General features: G+C 71.4%; 26 protein-coding genes. 9 read left to right on the top strand and 17 right to left on the bottom strand.

Annotated features, from left to right (window positions below; genetic code table 11):
• Positions 1–51 precede the first annotated feature (51 nt).
• Positions 52–3120, top strand: coding sequence for an MMPL family transporter (locus tag ACAG26_RS03495; RefSeq protein WP_370479373.1), 3069 nt, complete (start codon positions 52–54; stop codon positions 3118–3120).
• Here ACAG26_RS03495 and ACAG26_RS03490 read toward each other — a convergent pair.
• Positions 3107–3586, bottom strand: a complete 480-nt coding sequence (locus ACAG26_RS03490) for an SRPBCC family protein (protein WP_370479370.1) — start codon at positions 3584–3586, stop codon at positions 3107–3109. The two genes, ACAG26_RS03495 and ACAG26_RS03490, sit on opposite strands and share 14 nt — an antisense overlap.
• 43 nt (positions 3587–3629) lie before the next feature.
• Between ACAG26_RS03490 and ACAG26_RS03485 the strand changes: the two genes are divergently transcribed.
• From ACAG26_RS03485 to ACAG26_RS03475, 3 genes are read left to right on the top strand one after another with little or no spacing between them, the layout of a single operon-like run.
• Positions 3630–4640, top strand: a complete 1011-nt coding sequence (locus ACAG26_RS03485) for an LLM class flavin-dependent oxidoreductase (protein ID WP_370479367.1) — start codon at positions 3630–3632, stop codon at positions 4638–4640.
• 1 nt (position 4641) lies between these two features.
• Positions 4642–5292, top strand: a complete 651-nt coding sequence (locus ACAG26_RS03480) for a glycosyltransferase family 2 protein (RefSeq protein WP_370479365.1) — start codon at positions 4642–4644, stop codon at positions 5290–5292.
• On the top strand, positions 5289–5960 hold the full coding sequence (locus ACAG26_RS03475; protein ID WP_370479362.1) for a DUF2064 domain-containing protein: 672 nt from the start codon (positions 5289–5291) through the stop codon (positions 5958–5960). The genes ACAG26_RS03480 and ACAG26_RS03475 overlap by 4 nt, the downstream gene beginning before the upstream one ends.
• Here the strand turns inward: ACAG26_RS03475 and ACAG26_RS03470 are convergent.
• Entirely contained in the window at positions 5932–7281 is a 1350-nt protein-coding gene (locus ACAG26_RS03470) for a hypothetical protein (RefSeq protein WP_370479360.1), read from the bottom strand. The genes ACAG26_RS03475 and ACAG26_RS03470 overlap by 29 nt on opposite strands.
• 140 nt (positions 7282–7421) lie before the next feature.
• Between ACAG26_RS03470 and ACAG26_RS03465 the strand changes: the two genes are divergently transcribed.
• Positions 7422–8270 carry a hypothetical protein gene (locus ACAG26_RS03465; protein ID WP_370479357.1) on the top strand — a complete coding sequence of 283 codons (849 nt, stop codon included), beginning with the start codon at positions 7422–7424 and terminating at the stop codon, positions 8268–8270.
• Positions 8271–8330: 60 nt separating this feature from the next.
• Here ACAG26_RS03465 and menE read toward each other — a convergent pair whose 3' ends face one another.
• The 13 genes from menE to ACAG26_RS03400 form a co-directional block, all read right to left on the bottom strand.
• Positions 8331–9395: an o-succinylbenzoate--CoA ligase gene (menE, locus tag ACAG26_RS03460; RefSeq protein ID WP_370479633.1), complete on the bottom strand. Its 1065-nt coding sequence runs from the start codon at positions 9393–9395 to the stop codon at positions 8331–8333.
• Between the two features lie 68 nt (positions 9396–9463).
• Entirely contained in the window at positions 9464–9766 is a 303-nt protein-coding gene (locus ACAG26_RS03455) for a DUF3349 domain-containing protein (protein ID WP_370479355.1), read from the bottom strand.
• A gap of 39 nt (positions 9767–9805) precedes the next feature.
• Positions 9806–10087: a hypothetical protein gene (locus tag ACAG26_RS03450; protein ID WP_370479352.1), complete on the bottom strand. Its 282-nt coding sequence runs from the start codon at positions 10085–10087 to the stop codon at positions 9806–9808.
• Positions 10084–11298 (bottom strand): anion permease, encoded by a 1215-nt coding sequence (locus tag ACAG26_RS03445; RefSeq protein WP_370479350.1) that lies wholly within the window; start codon positions 11296–11298, stop codon positions 10084–10086. The genes ACAG26_RS03450 and ACAG26_RS03445 overlap by 4 nt, the downstream gene beginning before the upstream one ends.
• A 61-nt stretch (positions 11299–11359) precedes the next feature.
• Complete coding sequence (locus ACAG26_RS03440) at positions 11360–11632, bottom strand: hypothetical protein (RefSeq protein WP_370479347.1); 273 nt, start codon at positions 11630–11632, stop codon at positions 11360–11362.
• The gene (locus tag ACAG26_RS03435; RefSeq protein WP_370479345.1) at positions 11629–12825 is read right to left on the bottom strand and encodes an anion permease; all 1197 of its coding nucleotides are present in this window, start codon (positions 12823–12825) and stop codon (positions 11629–11631) included. The genes ACAG26_RS03440 and ACAG26_RS03435 overlap by 4 nt, the downstream gene beginning before the upstream one ends.
• Before the next feature lie 88 nt (positions 12826–12913).
• Entirely contained in the window at positions 12914–13330 is a 417-nt protein-coding gene (locus tag ACAG26_RS03430; RefSeq protein ID WP_370479342.1) for a VOC family protein, read from the bottom strand.
• A gap of 34 nt (positions 13331–13364) precedes the next feature.
• Complete coding sequence (locus tag ACAG26_RS03425) at positions 13365–14249, bottom strand: SDR family oxidoreductase (protein WP_370479339.1); 885 nt, start codon at positions 14247–14249, stop codon at positions 13365–13367.
• Between the two features lie 116 nt (positions 14250–14365).
• Positions 14366–15268 (bottom strand): 1,4-dihydroxy-2-naphthoyl-CoA synthase, encoded by a 903-nt coding sequence (locus tag ACAG26_RS03420; protein ID WP_370479336.1) that lies wholly within the window; start codon positions 15266–15268, stop codon positions 14366–14368.
• Positions 15265–15963, bottom strand: coding sequence for a hypothetical protein (locus ACAG26_RS03415; protein WP_370479334.1), 699 nt, complete (start codon positions 15961–15963; stop codon positions 15265–15267). The genes ACAG26_RS03420 and ACAG26_RS03415 overlap by 4 nt, the downstream gene beginning before the upstream one ends.
• Before the next feature lie 24 nt (positions 15964–15987).
• Positions 15988–16668: a sensor domain-containing protein gene (locus tag ACAG26_RS03410; RefSeq protein ID WP_370479331.1), complete on the bottom strand. Its 681-nt coding sequence runs from the start codon at positions 16666–16668 to the stop codon at positions 15988–15990.
• 171 nt (positions 16669–16839) lie between these two features.
• Positions 16840–18441 (bottom strand): fatty-acid--CoA ligase FadD8, encoded by a 1602-nt coding sequence (gene fadD8, locus ACAG26_RS03405; protein ID WP_370479329.1) that lies wholly within the window; start codon positions 18439–18441, stop codon positions 16840–16842.
• A 33-nt stretch (positions 18442–18474) separates the two neighbouring features.
• On the bottom strand, positions 18475–19167 hold the full coding sequence (locus ACAG26_RS03400) for a sensor domain-containing protein (protein WP_370479327.1): 693 nt from the start codon (positions 19165–19167) through the stop codon (positions 18475–18477).
• Positions 19168–19266: 99 nt separating this feature from the next.
• Between ACAG26_RS03400 and ACAG26_RS03395 the strand changes: the two genes are divergently transcribed.
• Positions 19267–20226 carry an o-succinylbenzoate synthase gene (locus ACAG26_RS03395; protein ID WP_370479326.1) on the top strand — a complete coding sequence of 320 codons (960 nt, stop codon included), beginning with the start codon at positions 19267–19269 and terminating at the stop codon, positions 20224–20226.
• A 4-nt stretch (positions 20227–20230) separates the two neighbouring features.
• Here ACAG26_RS03395 and ACAG26_RS03390 read toward each other — a convergent pair whose 3' ends face one another.
• Positions 20231–20914, bottom strand: coding sequence for a sensor domain-containing protein (locus ACAG26_RS03390; RefSeq protein WP_370479324.1), 684 nt, complete (start codon positions 20912–20914; stop codon positions 20231–20233).
• A 132-nt stretch (positions 20915–21046) separates the two neighbouring features.
• Here ACAG26_RS03390 and ACAG26_RS03385 point away from each other — a divergent pair, with 132 nt between their 5' ends.
• From ACAG26_RS03385 to ACAG26_RS03375, 3 genes are read left to right on the top strand one after another with little or no spacing between them, the layout of a single operon-like run.
• Positions 21047–21835, top strand: a complete 789-nt coding sequence (locus tag ACAG26_RS03385) for an alpha/beta fold hydrolase (protein ID WP_370479322.1) — start codon at positions 21047–21049, stop codon at positions 21833–21835.
• 35 nt (positions 21836–21870) lie between these two features.
• Positions 21871–23508 (top strand): 2-succinyl-5-enolpyruvyl-6-hydroxy-3-cyclohexene-1-carboxylic-acid synthase, encoded by a 1638-nt coding sequence (gene menD / locus ACAG26_RS03380; protein WP_370479320.1) that lies wholly within the window; start codon positions 21871–21873, stop codon positions 23506–23508.
• Positions 23505–24038 (top strand): DUF3592 domain-containing protein, encoded by a 534-nt coding sequence (locus ACAG26_RS03375; RefSeq protein ID WP_370479318.1) that lies wholly within the window; start codon positions 23505–23507, stop codon positions 24036–24038. Before menD ends, ACAG26_RS03375 begins: the two co-directional genes overlap by 4 nt.
• Here the strand turns inward: ACAG26_RS03375 and ACAG26_RS03370 are convergent.
• The gene (locus ACAG26_RS03370) at positions 23996–24706 is read right to left on the bottom strand and encodes a thioredoxin domain-containing protein (RefSeq protein WP_370479316.1); all 711 of its coding nucleotides are present in this window, start codon (positions 24704–24706) and stop codon (positions 23996–23998) included. The genes ACAG26_RS03375 and ACAG26_RS03370 overlap by 43 nt on opposite strands.
• Positions 24707–24773 lie beyond the last annotated feature (67 nt).

The raw sequence follows: 24773 nt of genomic DNA, 5'->3' as shown, positions 1-24773 counted from the left end.
ATAAAAATGCTATGTCACATAGCATAATCGTTCGGGGGTCAGGGCACGCTGATGACGCATAACCTCGCCGTTTTCGGCACGCTCAGCCGGGCCTGCAGCCGGCACGCCGGCTGGGTGCTGATCGGCTGGCTCGCGATCGCCGGCGCACTCAACCTGGGCATCCCGCAGCTGGAACGCACCGTGGCCGAGCATTCCGCCCCGTTCACCCCGGAAAGCGCCGCGACCGCGACGCTGCGCCAGATGTCGCGCGACTTCGGCGTCCCCGACTCCACCGCGGTCGGGTCCGTCGTGGTCTCCAGCGACCGCGCGCTGGGGCCCGCCGACCTCGACTACTACCACCACTTGGTGCGGCAGCTGCTCGCCGACCACGACGACGTCGCCTACCTGCTGGACACGTTCAGCAACCCGGGCCTGGGCGGGCTGGGCATGAGCCCGGACGGCAAGGCCATCCAGCTGCTGCTGGCCACCACGGGCGACGTCGGATCGACGCGGGCCCACCGCGCGACCGAACACGTGCGCGCCGAGCTCGCCGCGCTGCCGCATCCGGCCGATCTCCAGGTGAACTTCACCGGGCCCTCGCCGACCCTGTCGGATCTGTTTTCGGCGATCGACACCTCGCTGCTGATCATCACCGCGGTGTCGGTGGGGCTGATCACGCTGATGCTGCTGGTGGTGTACCGGTCGCTGCTGACGGCGTTGGTCCCGCTGCTGACCGTGGGGGTGTCGTTGGCCGTCGCGCGTCCGATCGTCTCCGTGCTGGGCGGCCACGACCTGCTGTCGGTGTCGAATTTCACCATCGCGCTGGCCACCGCGATGGTGTTGGGCGCCGGCACCGACTACGGCATCTTCCTGCTGGCCAGCTATCACGAGGGCCGCCGCCGCGGGCTGGCGGTCGAGGACGCGGTGGCCCGCTCCGGGGCCCGCACCGCCGGGATCATCATCGCCTCGGCGCTGACCATCGCCGGTGCGGGAATGGCCATGCTGTTCGCCAAGGTGGGGATGTTTCACACCGCGGGCCCGCCGATCACGTTGTCGATCGCAATCACCGCCGCAGTCAGCGTGACCCTGACCCCCGCGTTGATCGCGGTGTGGGGGCGTCGCGGCTACGCCGAACCGCGTCCGCTCAACGAACGGGCGTGGCGCCGCCGCGGGGCGCGCATCGTGCGCCGCGCGCCGGCGGTGGTGGCGGCGTCGTTGGTGTTCCTGATCGCGACCAGCGCCGTGCTGCTCACCCATCGGCCCAACATCGACGAGAACGCCATGCAGCTGCGGGCCACCGACAGCAAGCGCGGCTACCAGGCGGTGGACCGGCACTGGGGGGTCAACGAGGCCGCACCGGAGTTCGTCGTGATCCGGGCCGACCACGACATGCGCAACACCAGCGACTTGGCCGCGCTGGACCTGATCGCGATGGCCATCGGCAGCCTCCCCGAGGTCGCCTACGTGCGCTCGCTCACCCGTCCGGACGGAAAACCGTTGCCGGAGACCGCGATCGGCTACCAGACCGGGAAAGTGGCCGACGGGCTGGGGGAGGCGCACCGGCGCATCGACGACGCCATCCCCGAACTGCGCCGGCTGGCGTCGGGCGTCACCCAGCTGCGCGACGGGACCGCCGAGGCGGTCGCGCGCATCCCGCGGCTGACCGAGGGCACCCGCGACATCGTCACGCTGGCCCGCGCCCTGCTGTCCACCCTGCAATCCGCCGACCGGCTGATCGGGGTGCTCTCCGACGGTTCGTTCGACGTCGCCGCGGTGGTCACCCAGCTGTCGACGACGACCGCGGCATTGGACACCGTGGCCGGCGACATCACCAGCGGCCGGGACAAGATGGCCGCCTCGGCGGCCGCCCTGCACGCCGTGTTCGACCCGCTGACCTCCGCGCAGCCCACCGCCGCCTGCACCGCCGACCCGGCGTGCCTGCGCGCCCGCCAAGCGTTCACCGACCTCAACGACGCGACCGGCGGGCGGGCGCTGACCGCGATCCTCGGCGCCCAACTGGTGGCCCCCGCCGTGCCCGACGACGCCGTCACCGCCGCCCTGGACGCGCTGCCCGACCTGCGTGCCACCCTCACCGGCCTGCGCGCGCTGCTCGATCAGCTCGGCGGCCGCACCCCGCAACAGGCGCGCGCACAACTGGATTCGCTGATGTCCGGGATCGGTGAACTCTCCGGCGGCATGGGCCGACTGCACGACGGGCTGAACCAGGTTAAGACCGGCACCGACACCATGCTGGCATTGACCACCGAACTGGGCGCCGGGCTGGAACGGGCCGCCGACTACCTGCACGGCCTGTCGGCGCACACCACCGACGGCGCCGGCCGCGGCTTCTATCTTCCCGAAGCGGCGCAACAAGATCCGCGGTTCACCGCCGGCCAGCGGCTGCTCATCTCGCCGGACGGGCGCACCGCGCGGATGATGGTGATCTGGGCCGTCAACCCCTACGGGCACCCCGCCCTGCAGGCCGTCCCGGAGCTGCTCGCCGCCGCCCGCAACGCCGCCGGCGGCACCGTGCTGTCGCACGCCAGCATCCAAAGCACCGGTTTGGCGTCGCTGTCGCAGAGCCACCTCAACCAAACCTGGCGTGACTTCGCGTTGTTGGCGGCGGTCGCCGTCGCCGCGGTGCTGCTGGTGCTGGTCGTGATCCTGCGCAGCCTGGTGGCGCCGTTGCTGATGATCGGCGCGGTCGTGCTGTCGTTTGGGTCCGCGGCCGGCGTGTCCACCCTGCTGTGGCAGCACCTGCTCGGCATCGACGTGGACTGGGCGGTGCTGCCGGTGTCGTTCATGGCGTTGGTGGCCGTCGGCGCCGACTACAGCATGTTGTTCGCGGCCCGGATCCGGGAGGAGTCGCACAGCGGCGTCATCAGCGGCATCATCCGTGGTTTCGGCAGCACCGGCAGCGTCATCACCACCGCCGGAATCGTGTTCGCCATCACCATGTTTGCGCTGACCAGCGGAACCGTGCTCAACCTGGTCCAGATCGGGTCGACCATCGGCATTGGCCTGCTGCTCGACATCACCGTGGTCCGAACCTATCTCGTCCCGGCGGCGATGAGCCTGCTAGGCGAGCGGATGTGGTGGCCCTCCTCGTCGACGGCCGGTGCCGATGTCAGCCTTCGATAAGCGCTTTGATACCAGCCAGATTGGCGCGGATCCCGGTCTCGAACTCGGCCAGCCGGCGGGCGATGATCCGGGCTTCTTTGGCGGGCATGGCCTCGATCGCCGGGCTGAGCCCCGAGGGTCCGGGCCCCAGCCGGGCCCACTGCCGCACGATCGCCCCGTCGCTGGTGGGGTCCACTTCGAAGCCCCAGGTGGCGCCGCCGCCGACCGCCCACACCCACCGGGTGCCGTCCTCGACCTCCACCACCTCGGAGTCGGTGTGCCATTCGCCCAGCGCGGGGTGTTTGTTGTAGCCGCGGAACCGGGCGCCCACCCGGACGCGGTCGGCGCCGTCGAGCCATTCGACCTTGTGCAGTTCGGGGGAGAAGCGGACCGGCAGCGTGATATCGGTGACCGCGGCCCAGATCGCGGCCGGATCACCGACGATTCGTTCGGCGACCTCGACGGTCGGACAGTCCCGGTAGCGCATCGGCGTTATGGTAGCTCGCATCTCCGGTGCAGAGGGGAGGGTCATGCGGGTCGGTGTGGTGATCGAACCGCGGCTGCCCGGCGCCGTTGAATTCGCCCAGGAGGCCGAACGATTGGGGGTGGCCTCGCTGTGGGTGCCCGAGGTGTGGGGCTATGACGCGTTGACCGGCCTGGCCTACCTGGCCGCGCACACCGCCACGATCGGGTTGGGCACCTTCGTGGTCCAACTCGGTTCGCGCTCGCCGGCGCTGCTGGCCACCTCGGCGTTGAGCCTGCAGCAGCTGTCGCACGGCCGGTTCACCCTGGGGATCGGGGTCTCGGGCCCGCGGGTGATGGAGGGCTGGCACGGGGTGCGGTTTACCAAACCGGTGCAGACCACCCGCGAAACCATCGAGATCGTCCGGATGATCAGCCGCGGCGAGCGGCTGCAGCACGACGGCGAGATCTACCCGCTGCCGCTGCCGGACAGCGCGGGCGCGCCGCTGCGGCCGATGGTCGCCCCGCAGCCGCTGCCGGTGTACGTCGCCGCGATGGGGCCGGCGAACCTGCGGCTGACCGGCGAAGCCGCCGACGGCTGGCTGGGCAACGCGTTCATCCCGGAGTCGGCCGAGGTCTTCTTCGCCCCGCTGCGGGAGGGCGCCGCACGCGCCGGCCGCAGCCTGGCCGACCTGTCGCTGGTGGCGCCGGTGGCGGTGGAGTTCACCGACGACGCCGAGGCCGCCGCCCGCCGGCACGCCGACGGCTACGCGTTCACCGTCGGCGCCATGGGCTCGGCCCGCAACTTCTACAACGAGGCCTTTACCCGGCTCGGCTTCGGCGACGCGGTGGCCCGGGTCGGCGCGCTGTGGGCGGCCGGCGACCGGGACGCCGCCCGCCGGGCGGTGCCGATCGAACTCGGCGCGCTGACCAACCTGCTGGGCACCCCGGACGCCGTCGCCCAGCGCATCCAGGCCTACCGCAGCGCCGGCATCGACACCCTGCTGGCGAAGCTGGACGGGCCCTTCGAGCAGCAACTCGCCACCCTGCAACAGCTGATGGCGGCGGTCGCCGACTGAGATGCCCGACGTCACCGTGGTGCTGCCCTGCCGCAACGAGGCGGAGTCGCTGCCGGCGGTGCTGGCCGCGGTCCCGGACGGCTACCGGGCGCTGGTGGTGGACAACAACAGCACCGACGCCACCGCCGCGGTGGCCCGCCGGCACGGCGCCGCGGTGATCACCGAACCGCGGCCCGGGTACGGGTCGGCCGTGCACGCCGGGGTGCTGGCGGCGGGCACGCCGGTGGTGGCGGTGCTCGACGCCGACGGCTCGCTGGACCCCGGTGACCTGCCGGCGCTGGTGGCCGAGTTGGACCGCGGCGCCGACCTGGTGACCGGCCGGCGGCGCCGTCGGCGCGGGGTGCGCTGGCCGTGGCACGCCCGGCTGGGCACCGCCGCGGTGTGCTGGCGGCTGCGCGCCCGGTACGGCCTCGACGTGCACGACATCGCCCCGATGCGGGTCGCCCGCCGCGACGCGCTGCTCGGCCTGGGCGTGACCGACCGGCGTTCCGGGTATCCGGTGGAACTGCTGGTGCGCGCCGCGGCCGCCGGCTGGCGGGTAGTGGAACGCGACGTGGGCTACCGCGCCCGCACCGGGGGGAAGTCCAAGGTCAGCGGGTCGCTGCGCGGCAGCGTGATCGCCGGGTACGACTTTTGGCGGTCGATCACGTGAGCCTACTGCCGGTGACGGTGCTGGTGGTGGCCAAGGCGCCGGTGCCGGGCCGGGTCAAGACCCGGCTGGCCGCCGCCGTCGGGGACCGGGTCGCCGCCGAGATCGCCGCCGCCGCCCTGCTGGACACCCTGGACGCGGTGGCCGCCGCGCCGGTGGCCGCGCGGGTGGTGGCGCTGACCGGTGATCTGGACGCGGCGGTGCACGCCGCCGAAATCGCCGACCGGCTCACCGGTTTCACCGTGGTCGCGCAGCGCGGTGCCGACTTCGCCGCGCGGCTGGCCAATGCGCACGCCGACGCCGCCGACGGGTGGCCGGTGCTGCAGATCGGGATGGACACCCCGCAGGCCGGCCCGGGGCTGCTGGCCGGGTGCGCGCGGGCGCTGCTGCGCGCCCCCGCGGTGCTGGGGCCGGCCCGCGACGGCGGCTGGTGGCTGCTTGGGGTGCATCGCCCCGCCGACGCCGACTGCCTGCGCACGGTGCCGATGTCGCGACCGGACACCGGGGCGTTGACCCTACAGGCGTTGCGCCGCACCGGGATCGAGGTGCAATTCGTCGACGAACTCACCGATGTGGACACCGTCGCGGACATCGCCGCGGTCCGTGGCCGGTGTGCGCCGGGCAGCCGGTTCGCCGCGGCGACTACCAGTTGGTCAGGATCAGGTGGTTGATCAACAGCGCCCCAACCACGTTGAGCGCCAGCCACAACCGGTGTGACCGGGGCGGCAGCAGCGCGGGGGCGGCGGTCAGCCACACGGTGAACGGCAGCCAGATCCGTTCGGTCTCGGCCTTGCTCAGCATGCTCAGATCGGCGCACACCATCGCGGTCAGCGCGGCCAGGATCAGCAGGTGCAGGCCGCAGCGGCGCCGGATCGCGGCGACGTCGACCACTTGGCTCAGCCCGGCGACGCTGCCCAACCCGATCGCGCACACCACCGCCGCCAGATCGCCCCACACCCAGTAGCCGAACGGCCGGATCTGGGCCACCCCTTGCCAATACCGTTGCTGCACCAGGGTGTACCCGTCGACCCAGCAGAAGCCCGCGGCGGTGAACACCGCCGCCACCGCGAGCGCGGGCACCGCGGCCGCGGCCGCGGCCCGCAGCGCGGTGCGGGCGTCGGCGGCACAAGCCAGCACCGCGGCGGCCGGCAGCGCCAGCAGCGCCAGGCCGTAGTTGAGGTACACCGCCCAGCCCAGCAGCAGGCCCGCACCGGCCGCGGCCAGCAGCGGTGCCCCGGTGTGGCCCCGCACCGCCAACGCCAGCAGCGCGAGACCCCACGCCGCCACCCCGGCGAAATAGCCGTCGGCGGAGACCGCCACCCAGATCGCCGTCGGCGCCACCGCCACGAACGGGGCGGCGCGGCGCGCGGTGGCCTCGTCGGCCGCCACCCGCAGCGCGACCAGCACCGCCGCGGCAGCGCTGGAACCGACCAGCAGGCACAGCAGCCCGGCCCACGCGCCACCGCCCAGCCCGAGCCGGTCCAGCCACACGAACGTCAACAACGCCCCGGGCGGATGCCCCGAGACGTGGGTGACCCACGAGTCCGGCTGGAAGTCCAGGATCCGGCCGGTAAACGTGCGCAGCGTCGCGGGGATGTCGGTGATGCCGGGCACCTGGCGCAGGTACTCGTGCGGGTCGGTCAACCGGCCGGTGAAGCCGCGCCGCCAGCCGTCGACCATCGCCAGCGCGAACGCCCAGCCGCACGCCGTCGCCCAGGTCACCCAGGTCAGCGGCCGCCACGCCAGCCGCCGCGCCAGGTCCGGCCCGTAGCGCACGGCGGCGGCCCCAATCACCACCGCCGGGATGCTGCCCCAGCCGGCGTGCGGTTTGCGCTGCCCGAACAGCGGTGCGGCGTCGCCGAAGGTGCGCCGCAGCGCCGGCAGGTGGGTGTGCACCGGGGTGACCCAGCCCAGGTGCGGTAGCAGGAACGCCGCCGCCACCAGCGCCGCGCCGACCGCCACCGCGGCCGCCTCGCCGCGCCCGACTCTCACAACCGGCCAGCCTATGGGGTGCTCACCCAGATCGACGTTTCCGGGCGAAAGTGCGGGTGAGGCGCACGCAAACGTCGATCTCGGCGAAAGACCGTCAACGCCTAACCGTTGTTGTCGGTGCCGGTTGGCAGGATGCCGCCATGGGGGAAGTGTTTGTCGGCAGTGAAGCCATTGAAGCCGGCGTGCTCACCGACCACGACCTGCGACGACGGTGCCGCCCCATTTTCCGCGGCGTCTACCTGCCGCGCCAGCAGGAGCCGTCGCTGCGTGACCGTACGGTGGGCGCCTGGTTGCGCACCCGACGCCGCGGCGTGATCGCCGGTGTCGCGGCGTCGGCGCTGCACGGCGCACGGTGGGTGGACGCCGACATCCCCATCGAACTGATCGCGCCGAATGTCCGTCCGCAGCGAGGGCTGGTGGTGCGCGACGAGGCGCTGGGTAGCGACGAGATCACCAAGGTTGCCGGTCTGCCGGTGACCACCCTGGCGCGCACCGCCTACGACCTGGGGCGTCACCTGCCGCGGAACCAAGCCATCGCCCGGCTGGACGCGTTGACGCGAGCTACACCGTTCTCAAACGAGGATGTCCTACTGCTGGTCAAGCGTTATTCCGGCGCGCGGGGTGTGCAACGGCTGCGGGCAGCGCTGCCGCTGGTGGACGGCGGTGCCGCGTCACCGAAGGAGACCTGGCTGCGTCTGCTGCTCATCGACGCTGGTTTTCCAATTCCGTGCACCCAGATACCGGTATTGAAAGGCTTTACGCCGGTGGCGTTTCTGGATATGGGATGGAAAGAGTTCATGGTGGCCGCGGAATACGACGGAGACCAACACCGCACGAACCGCGAAAGCTACCGCAATGAGCACTGGCGTCGTGAGTACGTCGACGAGCTGGGCTGGCTGGTGGTGCGGGTGATCAAAGAAGACCGGCCCGATTACATCATCGAGCGTGTCGACCGGGTGATGCGGCGCCGCGGCTGGCGCCCAGATTGACGTTTCCGGGCGAAAGTGCGGGTGAGGCGCACGCAAACGTCGATCTCGGCGAAAAGATGCTCAGGCGCCGAACCGGCGCGCCAACGCTTTGCGGTCCACCTTGCCGATGCCGCGGCGCGGCAACGCGTCGACGAGATGCAGTTCCCGGGGTGCCGCGGTGGGGTCCAGGGTGCGTGCGACGTGCGCGCGCAAGGCGTCCAGCCCGGGTGGCATACCCGGGTCGACGGCCACCACCGCGGCGACCACCCGCTGGCCCAGCCGGTCGTCGGCGACACCGAACACCGCGCAGTCGGCCACCGCCGGGTGGGTGAGCAGCGCCGCCTCCACCGGCTGCGGCAGCACCGTCAGCCCGCCGGTGCTGATCGCGTCGTCGACGCGGCCCAGGATCCGCAGCATCCCCGAATCGTCCACCGCGCCAAGGTCGTCGGTGGAAAACCAGCCCGGCTCGGCGAACGGGTCCGGGACGGTGGGGTTGCGGTAGCCCTTGGCCAGTGTCGCCCCGCCGATCACCACCCGGCCGTCGGCGATGCGCACCCGCACCCCGTCCAGCGGCACGCCGTCGTAGACGCAGCCGCCGGCTGTCTCGCTCATGCCGTAGCTGCGCACCACCGCGATCCCGGCGGCCGCGGCGGCGTCCAGCACCGGCTGCGGGGCGGGCCCGCCGCCGAGCAGCACCGTGTCCAGCCCGGCCAGCGCGGCCGTCGCGGCCGGGTCGGTCAGCGCCTTGGCCAGTTGGGTGGCCACCAGCGACGCGTAGCGCCGGCCGCCGCCCAGCCGTGCCACCGCGGCGGGCACGGCGGCGATATCGAAGCCCGCCGCCACATCCATCTCGACCGGCGTGGTGCCGGCCAGCGCGCTGCGCACCAGCACCTGCAGCCCGGCGATGTGATGGGCGGGCAACGCCAACAACCAGCGGCCCGGGCCGCCGAGCCGGTCGTGGGTCGCGGTCGCGCTGGCCCGCAGCGCCGCCGCGGTCAACAGCGCCCCCTTGGGGGCGCCGGTGGTGCCCGACGTGGTGACCACCACGGCGACGTCGTCGTCGATGGCCTCACCCACCCGCAGCGCGGCGGGGGCGGTGTCCCCGGCCGGCACCGGAACCAGCGCGGCGCCGCGGCCGTCCAGCACCTCGGCCAACGCCGGCAGCAGCGACGCCGCGGCGGCGGCGGGGGCCACGGGTACCGCGCGCAGGGTGGCTATGGGAGGTCTCCGCTGCCGGGGCGTTCGTCCAGCGGCCAGCCCTTGGCGGCCAACCGCTCCCGAACCCGCTCGATGTCTTCGGCGGTGGGCAGCTCGTCGGTGATCTGGGTGATCAGCACCCCGATGTCGACCTGGTCGAACTCGCCGCGGCGCATCAGTTCGCTGGCCACCGCCTTGACCTCGTCGGCGGTCAGCCGCCGCGACAGCAGCGCGAGCAGCGGGATGTAGTCGTTGCGCGGGACGCCCTCGGGATAGCCCGCGCGCAGCCACGCCACGATCGAGTTGAGGAATCGGTTCACTTTTGCCTCACCAGTCCCTGTCCGGCTCGATGGTACGTGTTAGTCGAGGTCGAAAACGTCGTCCCAGCTGCCCCAGTCGTCCCACTGCCAGCCGATGCGGTGCTCGATGAAGTCGCGGGCGATGAACAGCACCCCGGCGATGACGATCACCAGCAGCAGCGCGAAGATCGCCCACCGCGCCGCCAGCAGCCCCGGACGCTCGCCGCCGGCGGCGGACCCGAGCCGCACCCCGACCGCGAACAGCGCGGGCAGCGCGGCACCGGCCAGCAACCCGAAGATCAGGATCTTGGCCGTCGCGGCGTAGTTGAACCAGGTGCTCATGCCTCGCCGGCCTCCCGTACCGCCACCGTGTCCAGCGGCGTGTTCGCCAGCAGCGATTCCACGGTGTCGGTGGCATCGAGCCCGTCGGTCAGGTGCGCGCCCCACTCGGCGTTGACGTTGGTGTGGTCGACGGGCGCCTTGCGGGACCGCAGCCAGATCGCCAGCGCCACCGCGACCAGCAACGCGAAGCCCACCACGGCGCCGGCATAGCCGCCGATGGCGTGGACCAGCTTGTAGGTCAGCGCGCCGACCGCGCCCGCCGACGGCAGGGTGACCAGCCACGCGATCACCATCCGGCCGACCACCCCCCAGCGCACCCGGGCGCCGGGTTTGCCGACCCCGGAGCCCAGCACCGAGCCGGTCACCACCTGGGTGGTCGACAGCGAGTAGCCGAAGTGGCTGGACAGCAGGATGATCGCCGCCGACGACGATTCGGCGGCCATCCCCTGCGGGGATTCGATCTCCACCAGCCCCTTGCCCAGGGTGCGGATCACCCGCCACCCGCCGCAGTAGGTGCCGGCCGCCATCGCCACCGCGCAGCACACGATCACCCACAGCGGCGGCAAGATGTCGCTTTTTTTGGCGGCGCCGTAGGAGATCAGCGCCAAAAAGATCACGCCCATCGTTTTCTGGGCGTCGTTGGTGCCGTGCGCCAGCGAGATCAGCGCCGTCGAGCCGATCTGGCCGCGGCGAAATTCGCGGTGCAGCCGCCGCTCGGGAACCTGCCGGGTGAGCCGATACACCAGCCAGGTGGCGACCGCGCCGATCAGCATGGCCGCCGCCACGGCCACCACCGCCGGCACCATCACCTTGGACACCACGCCGCCCCACAGCACGCCGCGGGTGCCGACCGCGGCCAGCATCGCCCCGACGACGCCGCCGATCAGCGCGTGCGAGGAGCTGGACGGAATGCCGAACAGCCAGGTCAGCAGGTTCCACACGATCCCGCCGACCAGGCCGGCGAACATGATCTCCAGGGTCACCAGGTGGGTGGCGACCAGGTCCTTGGCGATCGTCGCGGCCACCTGGGTGGACAGGAACGCGCCGAGCAGGTTCAGCGCGGCGCAGAGCGTGACCGCGGTCTTGGGTTTGAGGGCCCCGCTGGTAATCGCGGTGGCGATGGCGTTGCCGGTGTCGTGGAAGCCGTTGGTGAAGTCGAACGCGAGAGCGGTGCAGACAACGATGATCAGCAGGAAGAACTCGAAGGACACTGCGCTCATTGTGGTGGTCGCGCACTCGGCGTGTCGAACCGGGGGCAGCTCGCCGGGCCGGCTAGGGCTTGGCGCCCAGGATGTACCAGCCGGTGTGCTGCCCGATGAACTCGCGCGCGATGAACAGCACCCCGAGGACCACCACGGTCAGCACCGCCGCGAAGATCACCCAGCTCAGCGCCACCAGCACCGGTTTGCGCCCGGCGGTCGGGTCGGCGCCGCCGGCGGCACCGACCCGCACCCCGACCGCGAACAGCGCCGGCAGCGCGGCGCCGACCAGCAGGCCGAACACCAGGATCTTCGCCGTCGCGGTGTAGTTGAACCAGTCGCTCATAACCGGGTCACCCCGGCGGCGTCGGCCAGCGGCGGCGCGGCGGGCTGCGGCACCGCGTCCAGGCCGCCGGTCAGGTTGCCCTCCCAGTCGGCGTTGACGTTGTGGGCGTCGATGCGCACCCGGCGCGAACGCAGCCAGATCGTCAGCGCCGTCGCCACCAGCAAAACGAAGCCGATGGCCACGCCGAGGTAGCCGCCGATGGCGTGCACCAGAAAGTAGGTGGCCGCGCCCACGGCACCGGCCAGCGGCAGGGTGACCAGCCAGGCCGTCGCCATCCGGCCGGCGACGCCCCAGCGCACCTCGGCGCCGGGCTTGCCCACCCCGCTGCCCAGCACCGAACCGGTCGCCACCTGGGTGGTGGACAGCGAGTAGCCGAAGTGGCTGGACAGCAGGATCACCGCCGCGGCCGCCGACTCGGCGGCCATGCCCTGCGGCGGCTTGATCTCGACCAGGCCCTTGCCCAGGGTGCGGATGATGCGCCAGCCGCCGAAGTAGGTGCCGGCGGCCATCGCGCCCGCGCAGCACACGATCACCCACAGCGGCGGCAGGGTGGCGGTTTTGCTGACCGCGCCGTAGGACATCAGCGCCAAAAAGATCACGCCCATGGTCTTCTGGGCGTCGTTGGTGCCGTGCGCCAGCGACACCAGCGCCGCCGAGCCGATCTGGCCGCGCCGGAAACCCCGCTCGGTGCGCTTGATGTCCAGGCCGCGGGTGATGCGGTACACCAGCCAGGTGCCGGTCGCGGCGACCAGGGTGGCGACCAGGGCCGCGACCACGGCCGGCACCACCACCTTGGAGACCAGGCCCGCCCAGTTCACCCCGTGCCCGCCGACCGCGGCGATCATGGCGCCGACGATCCCGCCGATCAGCGCGTGCGAGGAGCTGGACGGAATCCCGAGCAGCCAGGTCAGCAGGTTCCACACGATCCCGCCGACCAGCCCGGCGAACACCAGCTCCAGGGTCACCAGGTGGGCGTCCACCAGATCCTTGGCGATGGTGGCGGCCACCGCGGTGGACAGGAACGCGCCGACCAGGTTCAGCGACGCCGACAGCGCCACCGCGGCCTTCGGCGACAGCGCGCCGCTGGCGATGGAGGTGGCCATCGCGTTGCCGGTGTCATGGAACCCGTTGGTGAAGTCAAAACCCAAAGCCGTGATCACCACGATGATCAGGAGGAAGAGCTCAATGCTCACAGGGCATCACGGCGCTAATTGTGGCGGGTGACAGCCCGCGTTGTCGAACACTGGCGACGGCAAAACCCCTGCAAACCTCGACTCGCCTTCAACTGTTACCCCCCGGTTCACCTGGCGCATCGCGGCGGGTGTCGCGCCGCAGCGGGTGCTCGGGGGGCACCTCGACGAAGATCAACGTCACACCGTCGGGATCGGTGACGTGCATTTCGTGCAGCCCCCACGGTTCGCGGCGGGCTTCCCGGGCGATCGGCACGCCGCGGCCCTCCAGCTCGGCCTGGGTGGCGCGGACGTCGCGCACCTGCAGCCACAGCGCCCCGGGGAACCGGCCCTCGGGCTCCTCGGGCCGGCCGTGGCCGGCCAATTCGATCAGCGACTGGCCGGCGTACAGCACGGTGCCCGCCCCGTAGTCGCGGGCGACGGCCAACCCGATCTCGTCGCGGTAGAACCTCAGCGACCGCTGATAATCCGCCGGCCGAAACAGCACCCGACTGGCCAGGACCTCCATGCCCTCGTGTTTATCACACGGCCTCTCCCGCGGCTTACTTGTTGGGTTGCAGGCGTTGTCGCTTCATCACCGCGGTGACCCAGCCCGGCGCCAGCACATCCAACGCCCGCACGGTGACCGCCATCCGCGGCGCGATCCGCACCGGTCGGCTGCGCGCCGCGGTGATCATCCACTCGCCGGCCTCCTCGGCGGTCAGCGCCGGCAGCCCGTCGTAGGCCTTGGTCGGCTCGATCATCGGGGTGGCCACCAGCGGGTAGTACAGCGTGGTGGAATGCACCCCTTTGGTGCCCCACTCGGTTTCCATCACCCGGCTGACCGCCGACAGTGCGGCCTTGGACGCGTTGTACACCCCGAACAGCGGTGAGGCCTCGCTCATCACGCCCCAGGTGGCGACGTTGATGATGTGCCCGTCGCCGCACTCGATCATGGCCGGGGCGATCGCCCGGACCAGCCGCAGCGGCGAGTAGTAGTTGAGCACCATGGTGCGTTCCACGTCATGCCAGCGTTCCAGCGACTCGGCCAGCGGCCGCCGGATGGACCGCCCGGCGTTGTTGATCAGGATGTCCACCCCGCCCAGGCGCTGCTGCACGTCGGCGGCCAGCGCGTCGACGGCGTCCAGGTCGGACAGGTCGCAGGGGATCGCGGTGGCGTCGCCGCCGGCGGCGGTGATCCGCCCCACCACCGCGTCCAGCAGGTCCTGGCGGCGGGCCACCGCCACCACGGTGGCGCCGCGGGCGGCGAACTGCTCGGCGGCGGCCTCGCCGATGCCCGACGACGCCCCGGTCAGCAGCACCCGCTTGCCGCGCAGGTCCACCGGCTTGGCCAGCGGCCGGTACATCAGCAGCTGCGGCGCGACGGGCGGCCGCATGCTGGCCAGCGTGACCGCCTCACTCAGACGGCGTAACGGGCTTTTGCTCATGGTTGGGCAGTCTAGGTGGGCCCTTTTTGCGCCGAGATCGACGCCAGCGTGGAGCCCACTCGCGGTTTTGCGCGCTGCCGTCGATCTCGAGGAGCAAACCCCGCAGAGTTAACCCGTCAGAAGTAGCGGGGGAACCGGCTCCAGTCCGGGTCGCGCTTCTCCAGGAACGCGTCGCGGCCCTCCACGGCCTCGTCGGTCATGTACGCCAACCGGGTCGCTTCCCCGGCGAAGATCTGCTGGCCCACCAGCCCGTCGTCGAGCAGGTTGAACGCGAACTTCAGCATCCGTTGCGCCTGAGGCGATTTGGCGTTGATCTCCTTGGCCCACTGCACGCCGGTGTGCTCTAGGTCGGCGTGGTCGACGACCTCGTTGACCGCGCCCATCGCATGCATCTGCTCGGCGGTGTAGGCGCGGCCCAAAAAGAAGATCTCCCGGGCGAATTTCTGGCCCACCTGCCGCGCCAGATACGCCGACCCGTAGCCACCGTCGAAGCTGCCGACGTCGGCGTCGGTCTGCTTGAACTTCGCGTGCTCGCGGCTGGCCAGGGTGAGATCGCACACCACGTGCAGGCTGTGCCCGCCCCCGGCGGCCCACCCGTTGACCAGGCAGATCACCGGCTTGGGCATGAAGCGGATCAGCCGCTGCACCTCCAGGATGTGCAGCCGCCCGGCGCGGGCCGCGTCCACGGTGTCCGCGGTCTCCCCGGCGGCGTACTGGTAGCCGCTGCGGCCGCGGATGCGCTGATCGCCGCCCGAACAAAACGCCCAGCCACCGTCTTTCGGCGACGGCCCGTTGCCGGTCAACAGCACCACGCCGACATCCGAGGACATCCGGGCGTGATCCAACACCCTGTACAGCTCGTCGACGGTGTGCGGCCGAAACGCGTTGCGCACCTCCGGCCGGTCGAATGCCACCCGTACCGTGGCGTCGGTGACGTGCCGGTGGTAGGTGATGTCGGTCAAATCGTCGAAACCGGCGACCTGCTGCCACACGCTGGGATCAAAGGGGTTGTCGCTCAAGGCTCGTGCACTCCATCCTGGTCGATGCTGAGGTCCCCGCAGCTGATCGTGTGCGCCGACGTCACGACGGGATCCTGCGCGGAATCCGCTGTCACGGTATCGGAGCGGCCGATGCTGGCGGTGGTGCCGTCCAGGTCGATCGCGGTGCGGCGCACCGTCCAGCGGCTGCCGTCCGGCAGCGCCTGCAGCCCGGCCAGGCGGCGGCCGTCGCCGAGGTCGACGCAACCCACCCCGGTGCCGGTGCCGCGCACGTTCTCCAGATCGAACACGAACGGCACCCCCCGGTCGTCGACGACGGTCTGGATCCGGCACTGCGCGAACGCATACAGGTTCGCCCCGCGGCCGTGACTGACGATGATCTGGTGGGCGTCGTTGTTTTGCGCGTCAACAGCCAAGGCGTCCAACGTCATCGGGCTTCCGGTGACGATCTGCACCTCGCTGTTGGCGGCGCTGGCGGTGCTGACGCCGACGAACCGGTCCGGGGCCCCGCCGTCGGTGTCCACCTTCGCGATCCACAGCGTGTCGGGTCGGCCGTCGCCGTCGAGGTCACCGACCTGCCGTTGCGCGGCCCCCGGCGGGGCCGGGTCGCCGGCCGGCGGGCACCCCGCCGCGGCAGCGGCGGGCGTGGCGGGCCCGCCGCACAACCCCAGGGTCAGGGCGACCGCCAGCAGCGGGGGAGCGAACCGCGACGACATCACCCCATTGTGCGCGGCGCCCGATCACACGCTGGGCAGTTTGGCGTCGATGTCGTTGACGATGGTCTTGGCCTCGTCGTCGCCGTTCATCTTGCAGGCCAGCACGTCGATGATGACGTTGTTGGTGGCCCGCATCGCGTGCTGGCAGGACCAGCCGTTGGTGTGCAGTTGGGTCTGGTTGACCACCAGGGTCGAGTCGGTGGTATCCACCGCACCGAACTCCCATTCGGCGGGGTCGCCGTCGGGGTCGTGGTTGGTGAAATGGCGGTCGCCGCAGCTGGTCCAGTCGTCGGTGAGCCGGTGGAAGAAGTCGGCGACGGCCTTGCGGGACAGGTACACCACGGCCGCCTCGACGACCAGGTGATCGTCGGGCCCGTTGACGTCGCCGCCGCGCACGGTCTGCGCGCGCAACGCCGAGAAGCCGCTGTCGGAATACACCGACCGCTGGATCGGGTACCAGATGGCCAAACACGACCGGTCCCAGTCGTCGTCATCGTCGAACAACTCGGTGCGGGTCTTCTGGATCTCCAGATCGGAGGCACCCATGACGGTGTTGAGGTCGTGGCCGTCAAGCAACACGCTGCGCAGCGCCGACTTCGGCACCGGCACCGGCCCGTCGTGATCGGCCGGCTTCGCTTGCCCGGGGACCAGCGTGGAGCATCCGGCCAGCAGCAGGCACAGCAGGGGCGCGATCGGCCTGCGCATGCTCGCCCCTCTCCGTGACCCGCGGAATCGTGTCGACGATACCCGGGCAATGCCCACGGCCGAGCACCACGTCGCGAAAGTGCGCGCACGCAGCAAAAGATCGAGTGACCCCCTGCGTGGGTGCACTTTCGCGCGACCATCGGCGACGAGGGCCGCCGGGCGGCAACGAACTCAGCCGATGGCGCGGCCGGCGCCCTCCCAGAACTGGGCGCGCACGGCCTTCTTGTCCGGTTTGCCCAACGCGGTCACCGGCAGCGCATCGACCACGATGACCCGCTTGGGGGACTGCACCGACCCCTTGCGGTCCTTGACCGCGGCCTGAATCTCGGCGGTCATCGCCGCGACCGCGTCCTCATCGGAAGGCGCGTCGGCGCGCAGCACCACCACCGCGGTCACCGCCTCCCCCCACTTGTCGTCGGGGGTGCCGATCACGCACACCTGCGCCACCGCGGCGTGCTCGGCCACCACGTCCTCGACCTCGCGGGGGAACACGTTGAACCCGCCGGTGACGATCATGTCCTTGACCCGGTCGACGATGAACCAGAACCCGTCTTCGTCCTCGCGGGCCATGTCGCCGGTGTGCAGCCAGCCGTCCTTAAACGTGTCGGCGGTCGCGTCCGGCAGCTGCCAGTAGCCGCCGGCCAGCAGCGGCCCGCCGACACAGATCTCGCCGACCTCGCCCTGCGGCACCGGCTGGCCGTCGGCGCCCAGCAGCGCGGTCCGGGCGAACAGCGTCGGGCGCCCGCAGGAGGTCAGCCGCTTCTCGTCGTGGTCGGCCTTGGCCAGGTAGCTGATCACCATCGGCGCCTCGGACTGCCCGTAATACTGGGCGAAGATCGGCCCGAACCGCTCGATCGCCTCGGCCAGCCGCACCGGGTTGATCGCCGACGCCCCGTAGTACACGGTCTGCAGCGACGACAGGTCCCGGGTCCGCGAATCCGGGTGGTCCATCAGCGCGTACAGCATCGACGGCACCAGCATGGTCGCGGTGATGCGCTGCTCCTCGATGACCCGCAGCACCTCGGCCGGGTCGAACTTGGCCATCACCACCATCTGCCCGCCCTTGATCAGCGTCGGGGTGAAAAACGCCGCCCCGGCGTGCGACAGCGGGGTGCACATCAAAAACTTCGGGTTCGCCGGCCACTCCCACTCGGCCAGCTGAATCTGGGTCATGGTGGTGATCGACTGCACGGTGCCGATCACGCCCTTGGGTTTCCCGGTGGTGCCGCCGGTGTAGGTCAGCCCGCCGATGTGATCCGGCGGCAGGTCGGCGGCCACCAGCGGCCGCGGCGCATACTTGTCGGCCGCGGCGGCCAGGTCGTGCGCCACGTCCGTCAACGCCTCGGGCACCGGGCCGATCGTCAGGATCTGCCGCAGCGAGTCGACCCGCTCCAGCAGCCCGGCCGCGCGTTCCACGAACGCCGGGGTGGGGTCGATGATCAGGGTGGAAATCCCGGCGTCGGCCAGCACATAGGCGTGGTCGTCGAGGGAGCCCAGCGGGTGCAGCGCGGTGCGCCGATACCCCATGGTCTGCCCGGCGCCGACGATCATCAGCACCTCGGGCCGGTTCAGCGACAGCAGCCCCACCGCGCTGCCGGTGCCGGCGCCCAGCGCTTCGAACGCCTGGATGTACTGGCTGATCTTGTCGGCCAGCTGGCCACCGGTCAGCGTGGTGTCGCCGAGGAACAGCACCGGCTTGTCGCTATGCCGTTTCAGCGCACCGGCCAGCAAGTGGCCCATATGGACGGGATTGCGCAGCAGATCGTCGGTCATACCAGCCAGACTAGAACGTGTTCCAGTTTCATCTCAATCGGGGATCTTGGCCAGGATCCGATCGGTGATCTCATCGGTCTGACGTGCGGTCTGACCGTCGTTGCCGCACACCTCGGTTTCCACCATGTAGTTGCCTTTGCCGGCCATCACGTGCTGGCAGACCCGGTTGGGGTTGGCCTGGCTGTGCATGGAGGCGCTGATCCGGGTGGCGTTGGTTTCGTCGCCGGTCACCGGGTCGGGGACCACCTGGGAGGCCCCGTCGTCTTGCTTGACGGTGAAGGGCTGCGCGCAGTCCTTCCATACGTGCAGCGCATAGGACACCGACCATTTGCTGTCGTTCTTGTACAGCGACACCACCTGCGCGACGTTGTGTTTGCCGTCCCCCTTGGACAGATTCCCGGTGATCTGCATCCAGGAGCTGTACACGGTGTCCTGGGCGGGCAGCGCCAGCGGTGCGCATTCGCTGGGGTCGACGGTGGAGGTGTCGTTGACCGGTTCGGTGATGGCCATGGACTGCGTCATGGCGGCTTCCCCGACGATGCCGGCGATCTCGGGCTGGCCGAGCAGTTTGTCCTGCAGCGACGACGACGGGGTCGTGGTGGTGACGACGACGCTGGGCAGCGGCCCGAGCCGGTCGGCGGGCTGGGCGGTGCCGTCGACGACGGTCTGACACCCGGCGGTGCACAGCAGCACCCCCAGCGCCGGTAACCCGCAGCGCAGCCGCATCGCGTGTCCTCTCGGTCGGGGGTTGCGGCCAAGTCTATGGCCCGTCCCCGGCCACCGGCGCCGTTGCACGCGGTGACCGGCGGGCGGCACCATGGTCCGATGCGGCCGCCGCTGGACGACATCCTCGACCGGATGCACGTGGTGGCGCTGCCGATGCGGGTGCGGTTCCGCGGCATCACGGTCCGCGAAGTCGCGTTGATCGACGGCCCCGCCGGCTGGGGCGAGTTCGGCGCGTTCACCGAGTACGGCCCGGCCGAGGCCGCGCACTGGCTGGCGGCCGCGCTCGAATCGGCCTACACCGCGCCGCCGCCGACCCGCCGCGAGCGCATCCCGATCAACGCCACCGTGCCCGCCGTCGCCGCCGGGCAGGTGCCCGAGGTGCTGGCCCGGTTCCCGGGGGCGCGCACCGCCAAGGTCAAGGTCGCCGAGCCGGGCCAGACCCTGGCCGACGACGTCGCCCGCGTCGAGGCGGTCCGCGCGTTGGTGCCGACGGTGCGGGTGGACGCCAACGGCGGCTGGACCGTCGAGCAGGCCGTCGCCGCCGCGGCCGCGCTGACCGCCACCGGCGCGGTGGAATACCTGGAGCAGCCGTGCGCGACGGTGCCCGAGCTCGCCGCACTGCGCCGGCGCATCGACGTGCCGGTCGCCGCCGACGAGAGCATCCGCAAAGCCGACGACCCACTGGCCGCGGTGCGGGCCCGGGCCGCCGACATCGCGGTGCTCAAAGTCGCCCCGCTGGGCGGCATTTCGTCGCTGCTGGCGATCGCCGCCGGCATCGACATCCCGGTGGTGGTCTCCAGCGCGCTGGATTCCGCGGTCGGCATCGCCGCCGGGCTGCGTGCCGCCGCCGCGCTGCCCGCGCTGCGGCACGCCTGCGGGCTGGGCACCGGCGGGCTGTTCGCCGAGGATGTGGCCGAGGTTGCACCCCCGGTCGACGGCTACCTGCCGGTCGCGGCGGTGACCCCGGACCGGCAGCGGCTGGCCGCGTTGGCCGTCGCACCGGATCGGCGCAAGTGGTGGATCGACCGGGTGACCGGCTGCCACGCGCTGCTGCGCTGAGGCCTCACACGCTGGGCAGCCGGGCGTCGATCTGGTCGATGATCGCGGTGCCCTCGTCGGCGGCATGCATCTTGCAGGCGATGACGTCGATGGCGACGTTATTGCTGACCCGCATCGCGCGCTGGCACCCCCAGCCGGGGGTGTTCTGCTGGGACTGGGTGACCGTCAACGTCGAATCCTCGTTGGTGGTCTCGCCGAAGTCCCAGCGGGTGTCGGTGTTGTCGCTGTGGTGATGATTGGTGAACGTCTGGTCGCCGCACGAGGTCCAGTCCTTGGCGGTCTTCTCGAAGAAGTCCTGCGCCTCGGTGTGCGACTTGAAGCCGACCAGCGCCTGGATGACATAGTGGTCGGTGGGGGCGTCGGTGTCGTCGGCGAGCACCTGGCCGCGCAGCGACGTCCAGCCGGAATCGGCGTAGGCGCTGTCCTCCACCGGCATCCACGCGGCCGTGCAGGTGGTGTCGGGGAAGTCCTTCTCCTCGTGCAATTCGTCGAGGGTGGATTGGACCGTCATCGCCGAGGAGCCCATGATGTCGCTGATCTCGCCGGTGTCCAGCAGTGCGTGGCTGAACGCCGATTTGGGCACCGGTTTGGGTCCGTCGCTGTCGGCGGGCACCGCCTGCCCGTTGACCATGGTCGAGCAGCCGGTCAACACCAGGCACACCCCGCACACCGCTGCCCAGTTCCGCATAACCGCCCCTCACGCGCCGATACCGACATCGTCAGCCTAAGGCGGCGGTGCGCCTCGGATGACACTTATTGTCGACGGCCGGGCGGGGCGGGGGTGCGGCGCCGCTCGGGTCGGTCGCGTACCTTCACACCCGTGATCAACCTGGCTTACGACGACCGTGGGACCGGGCAACCGGTCCTGTTCATCGCCGGCCGCGGCGGTGCCGGACGCGGCTGGCACCTGCACCAGGTGCCGGCGTTCCTGTCCGCGCGCTACCGCGCCATCACCTTCGACAACCGCGGGATCGGCGCCACCGAGAACGCCGACGGGTTCACCACCGAGACCATGGTCGCCGACACCGCGGCGCTGATCGAATCCCTGGGAATCGGCCCGGTCCGGGTGGTGGGGGTGTCGATGGGGGCGTTCATCGCCCAGGAACTGATGCTGGCCCGCCCCGAGCTGGTCAGCGCGGCGGTGCTGATGGCCACCCGCGGCCGCGAGGATAAGGCCCGCGACTTCTTCCGCGGCGCCGAAGCCAAGCTGGCCGCCTCCGGGGTCACGCTGCCGGCCGAATTCGACGCGAAAATCCGTCTGCTGGAAAGCTTTTCCCCCCGGACGTTGAACGACGACGCGGCCGTCGCGGAGTGGATCGCGATGTTCACCATGTGGCCGATCAAGTCGACGCCGGGGCTGCGGTGCCAGCTGGACATCGCGCCGCAAAGCAACCGGCTGGCCGCCTACCGGTCGATTCGGCAGCCGGCGCTGGTGATCGGCTTCGCCGACGACGTGGTGTTGCCGCCGCACCTGAGCCGCGAGGTCGCCGACGCCCTGCCCAACGGCCGCTACCTGCAAATTCCCGACACCGGGCACCTGGGTTTCCTGGAGCGGCCGGACGCGGTCAACGCCGCGGCGCTGCAGTTTTTCGCCGAGACGCCGGGCTAGGGTCGCCGCACCACCCGACTAGGCTGGGACGGGTGGTGAACCCCTCGACGACCCAGGCCCGGGTCGTCGTCGACGAGTTGATTCGCGGCGGCGTGCGCGACGTGGTGTTGTGCCCGGGTTCGCGCAACGCGCCGCTGGCGTTCGCGCTGGCCGACGCCGATCGGGCCGGGCGGATCCGGCTGCACGTGCGCATCGACGAGCGCACCGCCGGCTATTTGGCCGTCGGGCTGGCCAGCGCGGGCGGGGCACCGGTGTGCGTGGCGATGACGTCGGGCACCGCGGTGGCCAACCTGGGTCCGGCGGTGGTGGAGGCCAACTACGCCCGGGTGCCGCTGATCGTGTTGTCCGCCAACCGGCCCTACGAGCTGCTGGGCACCGGCGCCAACCAGACGATGGAACAGCTGGGCTACTTCGGCACCCAGGTGCGCGCCACCATCAGCCTGGGCCTGGCCGAGGACGCGCCGGAGCGGATGGACGCGCTGAACGCCACCTGGCGTTCGGCCACCTGCCGGGTGCTGGTGGCCGCCACCGGGGCGCGCACCGCCAACGCCGGCCCGGTGCACTTCGACATCCCGCTGCGCGAGCCGCTGGTGCCCGACAGCGACGACCTCGGCGGTTGCCCGCCCGGGCGGCCCGGCGGCAAACCGTGGACGCTGACCCCGCCGGTCAGCTTCGATCAGCCGCTGGACATCGACCTGGCCCCGGACACCGTCGTCATCGCCGGCCACGGCGCCGGGGTGCATCCCAACCTGGCCGCGTTGCCGACCGTCGCCGAACCCACCGCCCCGCGGCCGGCCACCCCGCTGCACCCGCTGGCGCTGCCGCTGCTGCACCCGCAGCAGGTGATCATGGCCGGCCGGCCCACCCTGCACCGCCCGGTCGCCGCGCTGCTGGCCGACCCGGCGGTGCCGGTGTACGCGTTGACCACCGGGCCGCGCTGGCCGGACGTGTCGGGCAACTCGCAGGCCACCGGCACCCGGGCGGTCACCACCGGCGACCCGAACCCGGCCTGGCTGCAGCGCTGCGCCGAACTCAACCGGCACGCGGTCGCCGCGGTGCGCGGCCAGCTGGCCGCGCACCCGCTGACCACCGGCCTGCACGTCGCGGCCGCGGTGGCCGACGCGCTGCGGCCCGGCGATCAGCTGGTGCTGGGCGCGTCCAACCCGGTGCGCGACGCGGCGCTGGCCGGGCTGCGCACCGAAGACGTGGTGGTGCGGTCCAACCGCGGGGTGGCCGGCATCGACGGCACGGTGTCCACCGCGATCGGCGCCGCGCTGGCCCACGAGCGGATGAGCGGCGCCGGGGTGCGGACCGTGGCGCTGATCGGGGACCTGACCTTCGTGCACGACAGCTCCGGGCTGCTGATCGGGCCCACCGAACCCTGCCCGCAGCGGCTGAGCATCGTGGTGGCCAACGACAACGGCGGCGGCATCTTCGAGCTGCTCGAGCAGGGCGACCCGCGCTTTGCCGATGTGTCGTCGCGGATCTTCGGCACCCCGCACGACGTCGACGTCGGCGCCCTGTGCCGCGCCTACCACGTGGAGCACCGGCAGATCGAGGTCGACGACCTCGCCGAAGCCCTGGCCGAACCCGGCACCATGCGGGTGCTGGAGGTCAAGGCGGACCGGTCCTCGCTGCGGGCGCTGCACGCCGCGATCAAGGCCGCGCTGTGAGGCTCGACCGGCTCAAAGCGGTGTGGCATCTGCTGATTCACGGCCGCACCGACCCGGACCAGGCCACCGGGGCCCGCCGGGTGCTGCGCTGGATGCGGATCGGGGTGCTGATCGTCACCGGGCTGGTCACCCTGCAGTCGGTGCTGCTGGTGGCCGGCGCCTGGCGCAACGACCTCGCCATCCAACACAACATGGGGGTGGCGCAGGCCGAGGTGCTCTCCGCCGGGCCGCGCCGCTCCACCATCGAGTTCGTCACCCCGGAACGCATCACTTACCGCCCCGAGCTCGGCGTGCTGTACCCCTCCGAGTTGGCCACCGGCATGCGGATTTACGTCGAGTACGACAAGAACGATCCCGACCTGGTGCGGGTGCAGCACCGCACCGCCGCGCTGGCGATCATCCCGGCTGGCTCGATCATGGTGGTGGCGTGGCTGGTTGCCGCGGGGCTGCTGGTCGGTTTGGCGTTACTGGATCGCCGGCCCGGCGATCAGGGCGACACGACCAGTTTGTCGAGCCAAGCGGCGTCCTGAGTGTCGACCACCCGGTGCGCGTTGAGGTCGTACACCGTGGGGGTGCCCGGGTTGTCCGGGTTGGCGGCGGTGAGCCGGTCCCTGTTGGCGGTGTTCATCGCGGCGGTGTCGACGACCGGGAGGGCGGCCGCGATCCGGGCGATCGCCATCGGGCCCACCCGGTTCTGGGCCGCCATCGTCGCCAGGTCGGTGGCGCTGCGACCGTCGGCGTCCTGGTGGCGGTACAGGTCGGCCACGAACTCCTGGTAGGCCGTCGCCGGGGTGGTGGGGTCGGCGGCCGCGATCAGCGCGGTGGCGGCCCGCGCGGAGGCGTCGTTGTCGTGTTTGCCGTCCAGGAAGGTCAGCCACCGATACGTCACCGCCACCTGGCCGCTGCCCAGGTGGCGGGCCAGGTCGGCGTCGGAGGCCGCCTCGAACTGCGCGCAGTGCGGGCACTGCGGTTCGCAGAAGATCTCCAGCTGCACCGGGGCGTCGGGGGCGCCGACCAGCACGCCGTAGCCGTCGCCGGTCACCGTGGTGCCCGGTGCGACGTCGGCGCGCGCCAGCGGTATCCCGGCCACCAGCCCGCACAGCGCCATCACCGCGACGGCGGTGATGGCGGTGATGGCGGTGAGATTGCGTCTATGGTCGTGGTTTCCAAAGAAACACGACCATAGACGCAATCTCAACACGCTCGCGGTGGATGAGAATCGGCGATTCACGTACCAGCCCCCTTTCGGGCGCCCAACAGGGTGC

The organism is Mycobacterium sp. pUA109 (assembly GCF_041287095.1).
Classification (GTDB): Bacteria; Actinomycetota; Actinomycetes; order Mycobacteriales; family Mycobacteriaceae; genus Mycobacterium.
Note: the sequence above shows the minus strand (reverse complement) of the source record. Positions and strands in the feature narration are given on the sequence as shown.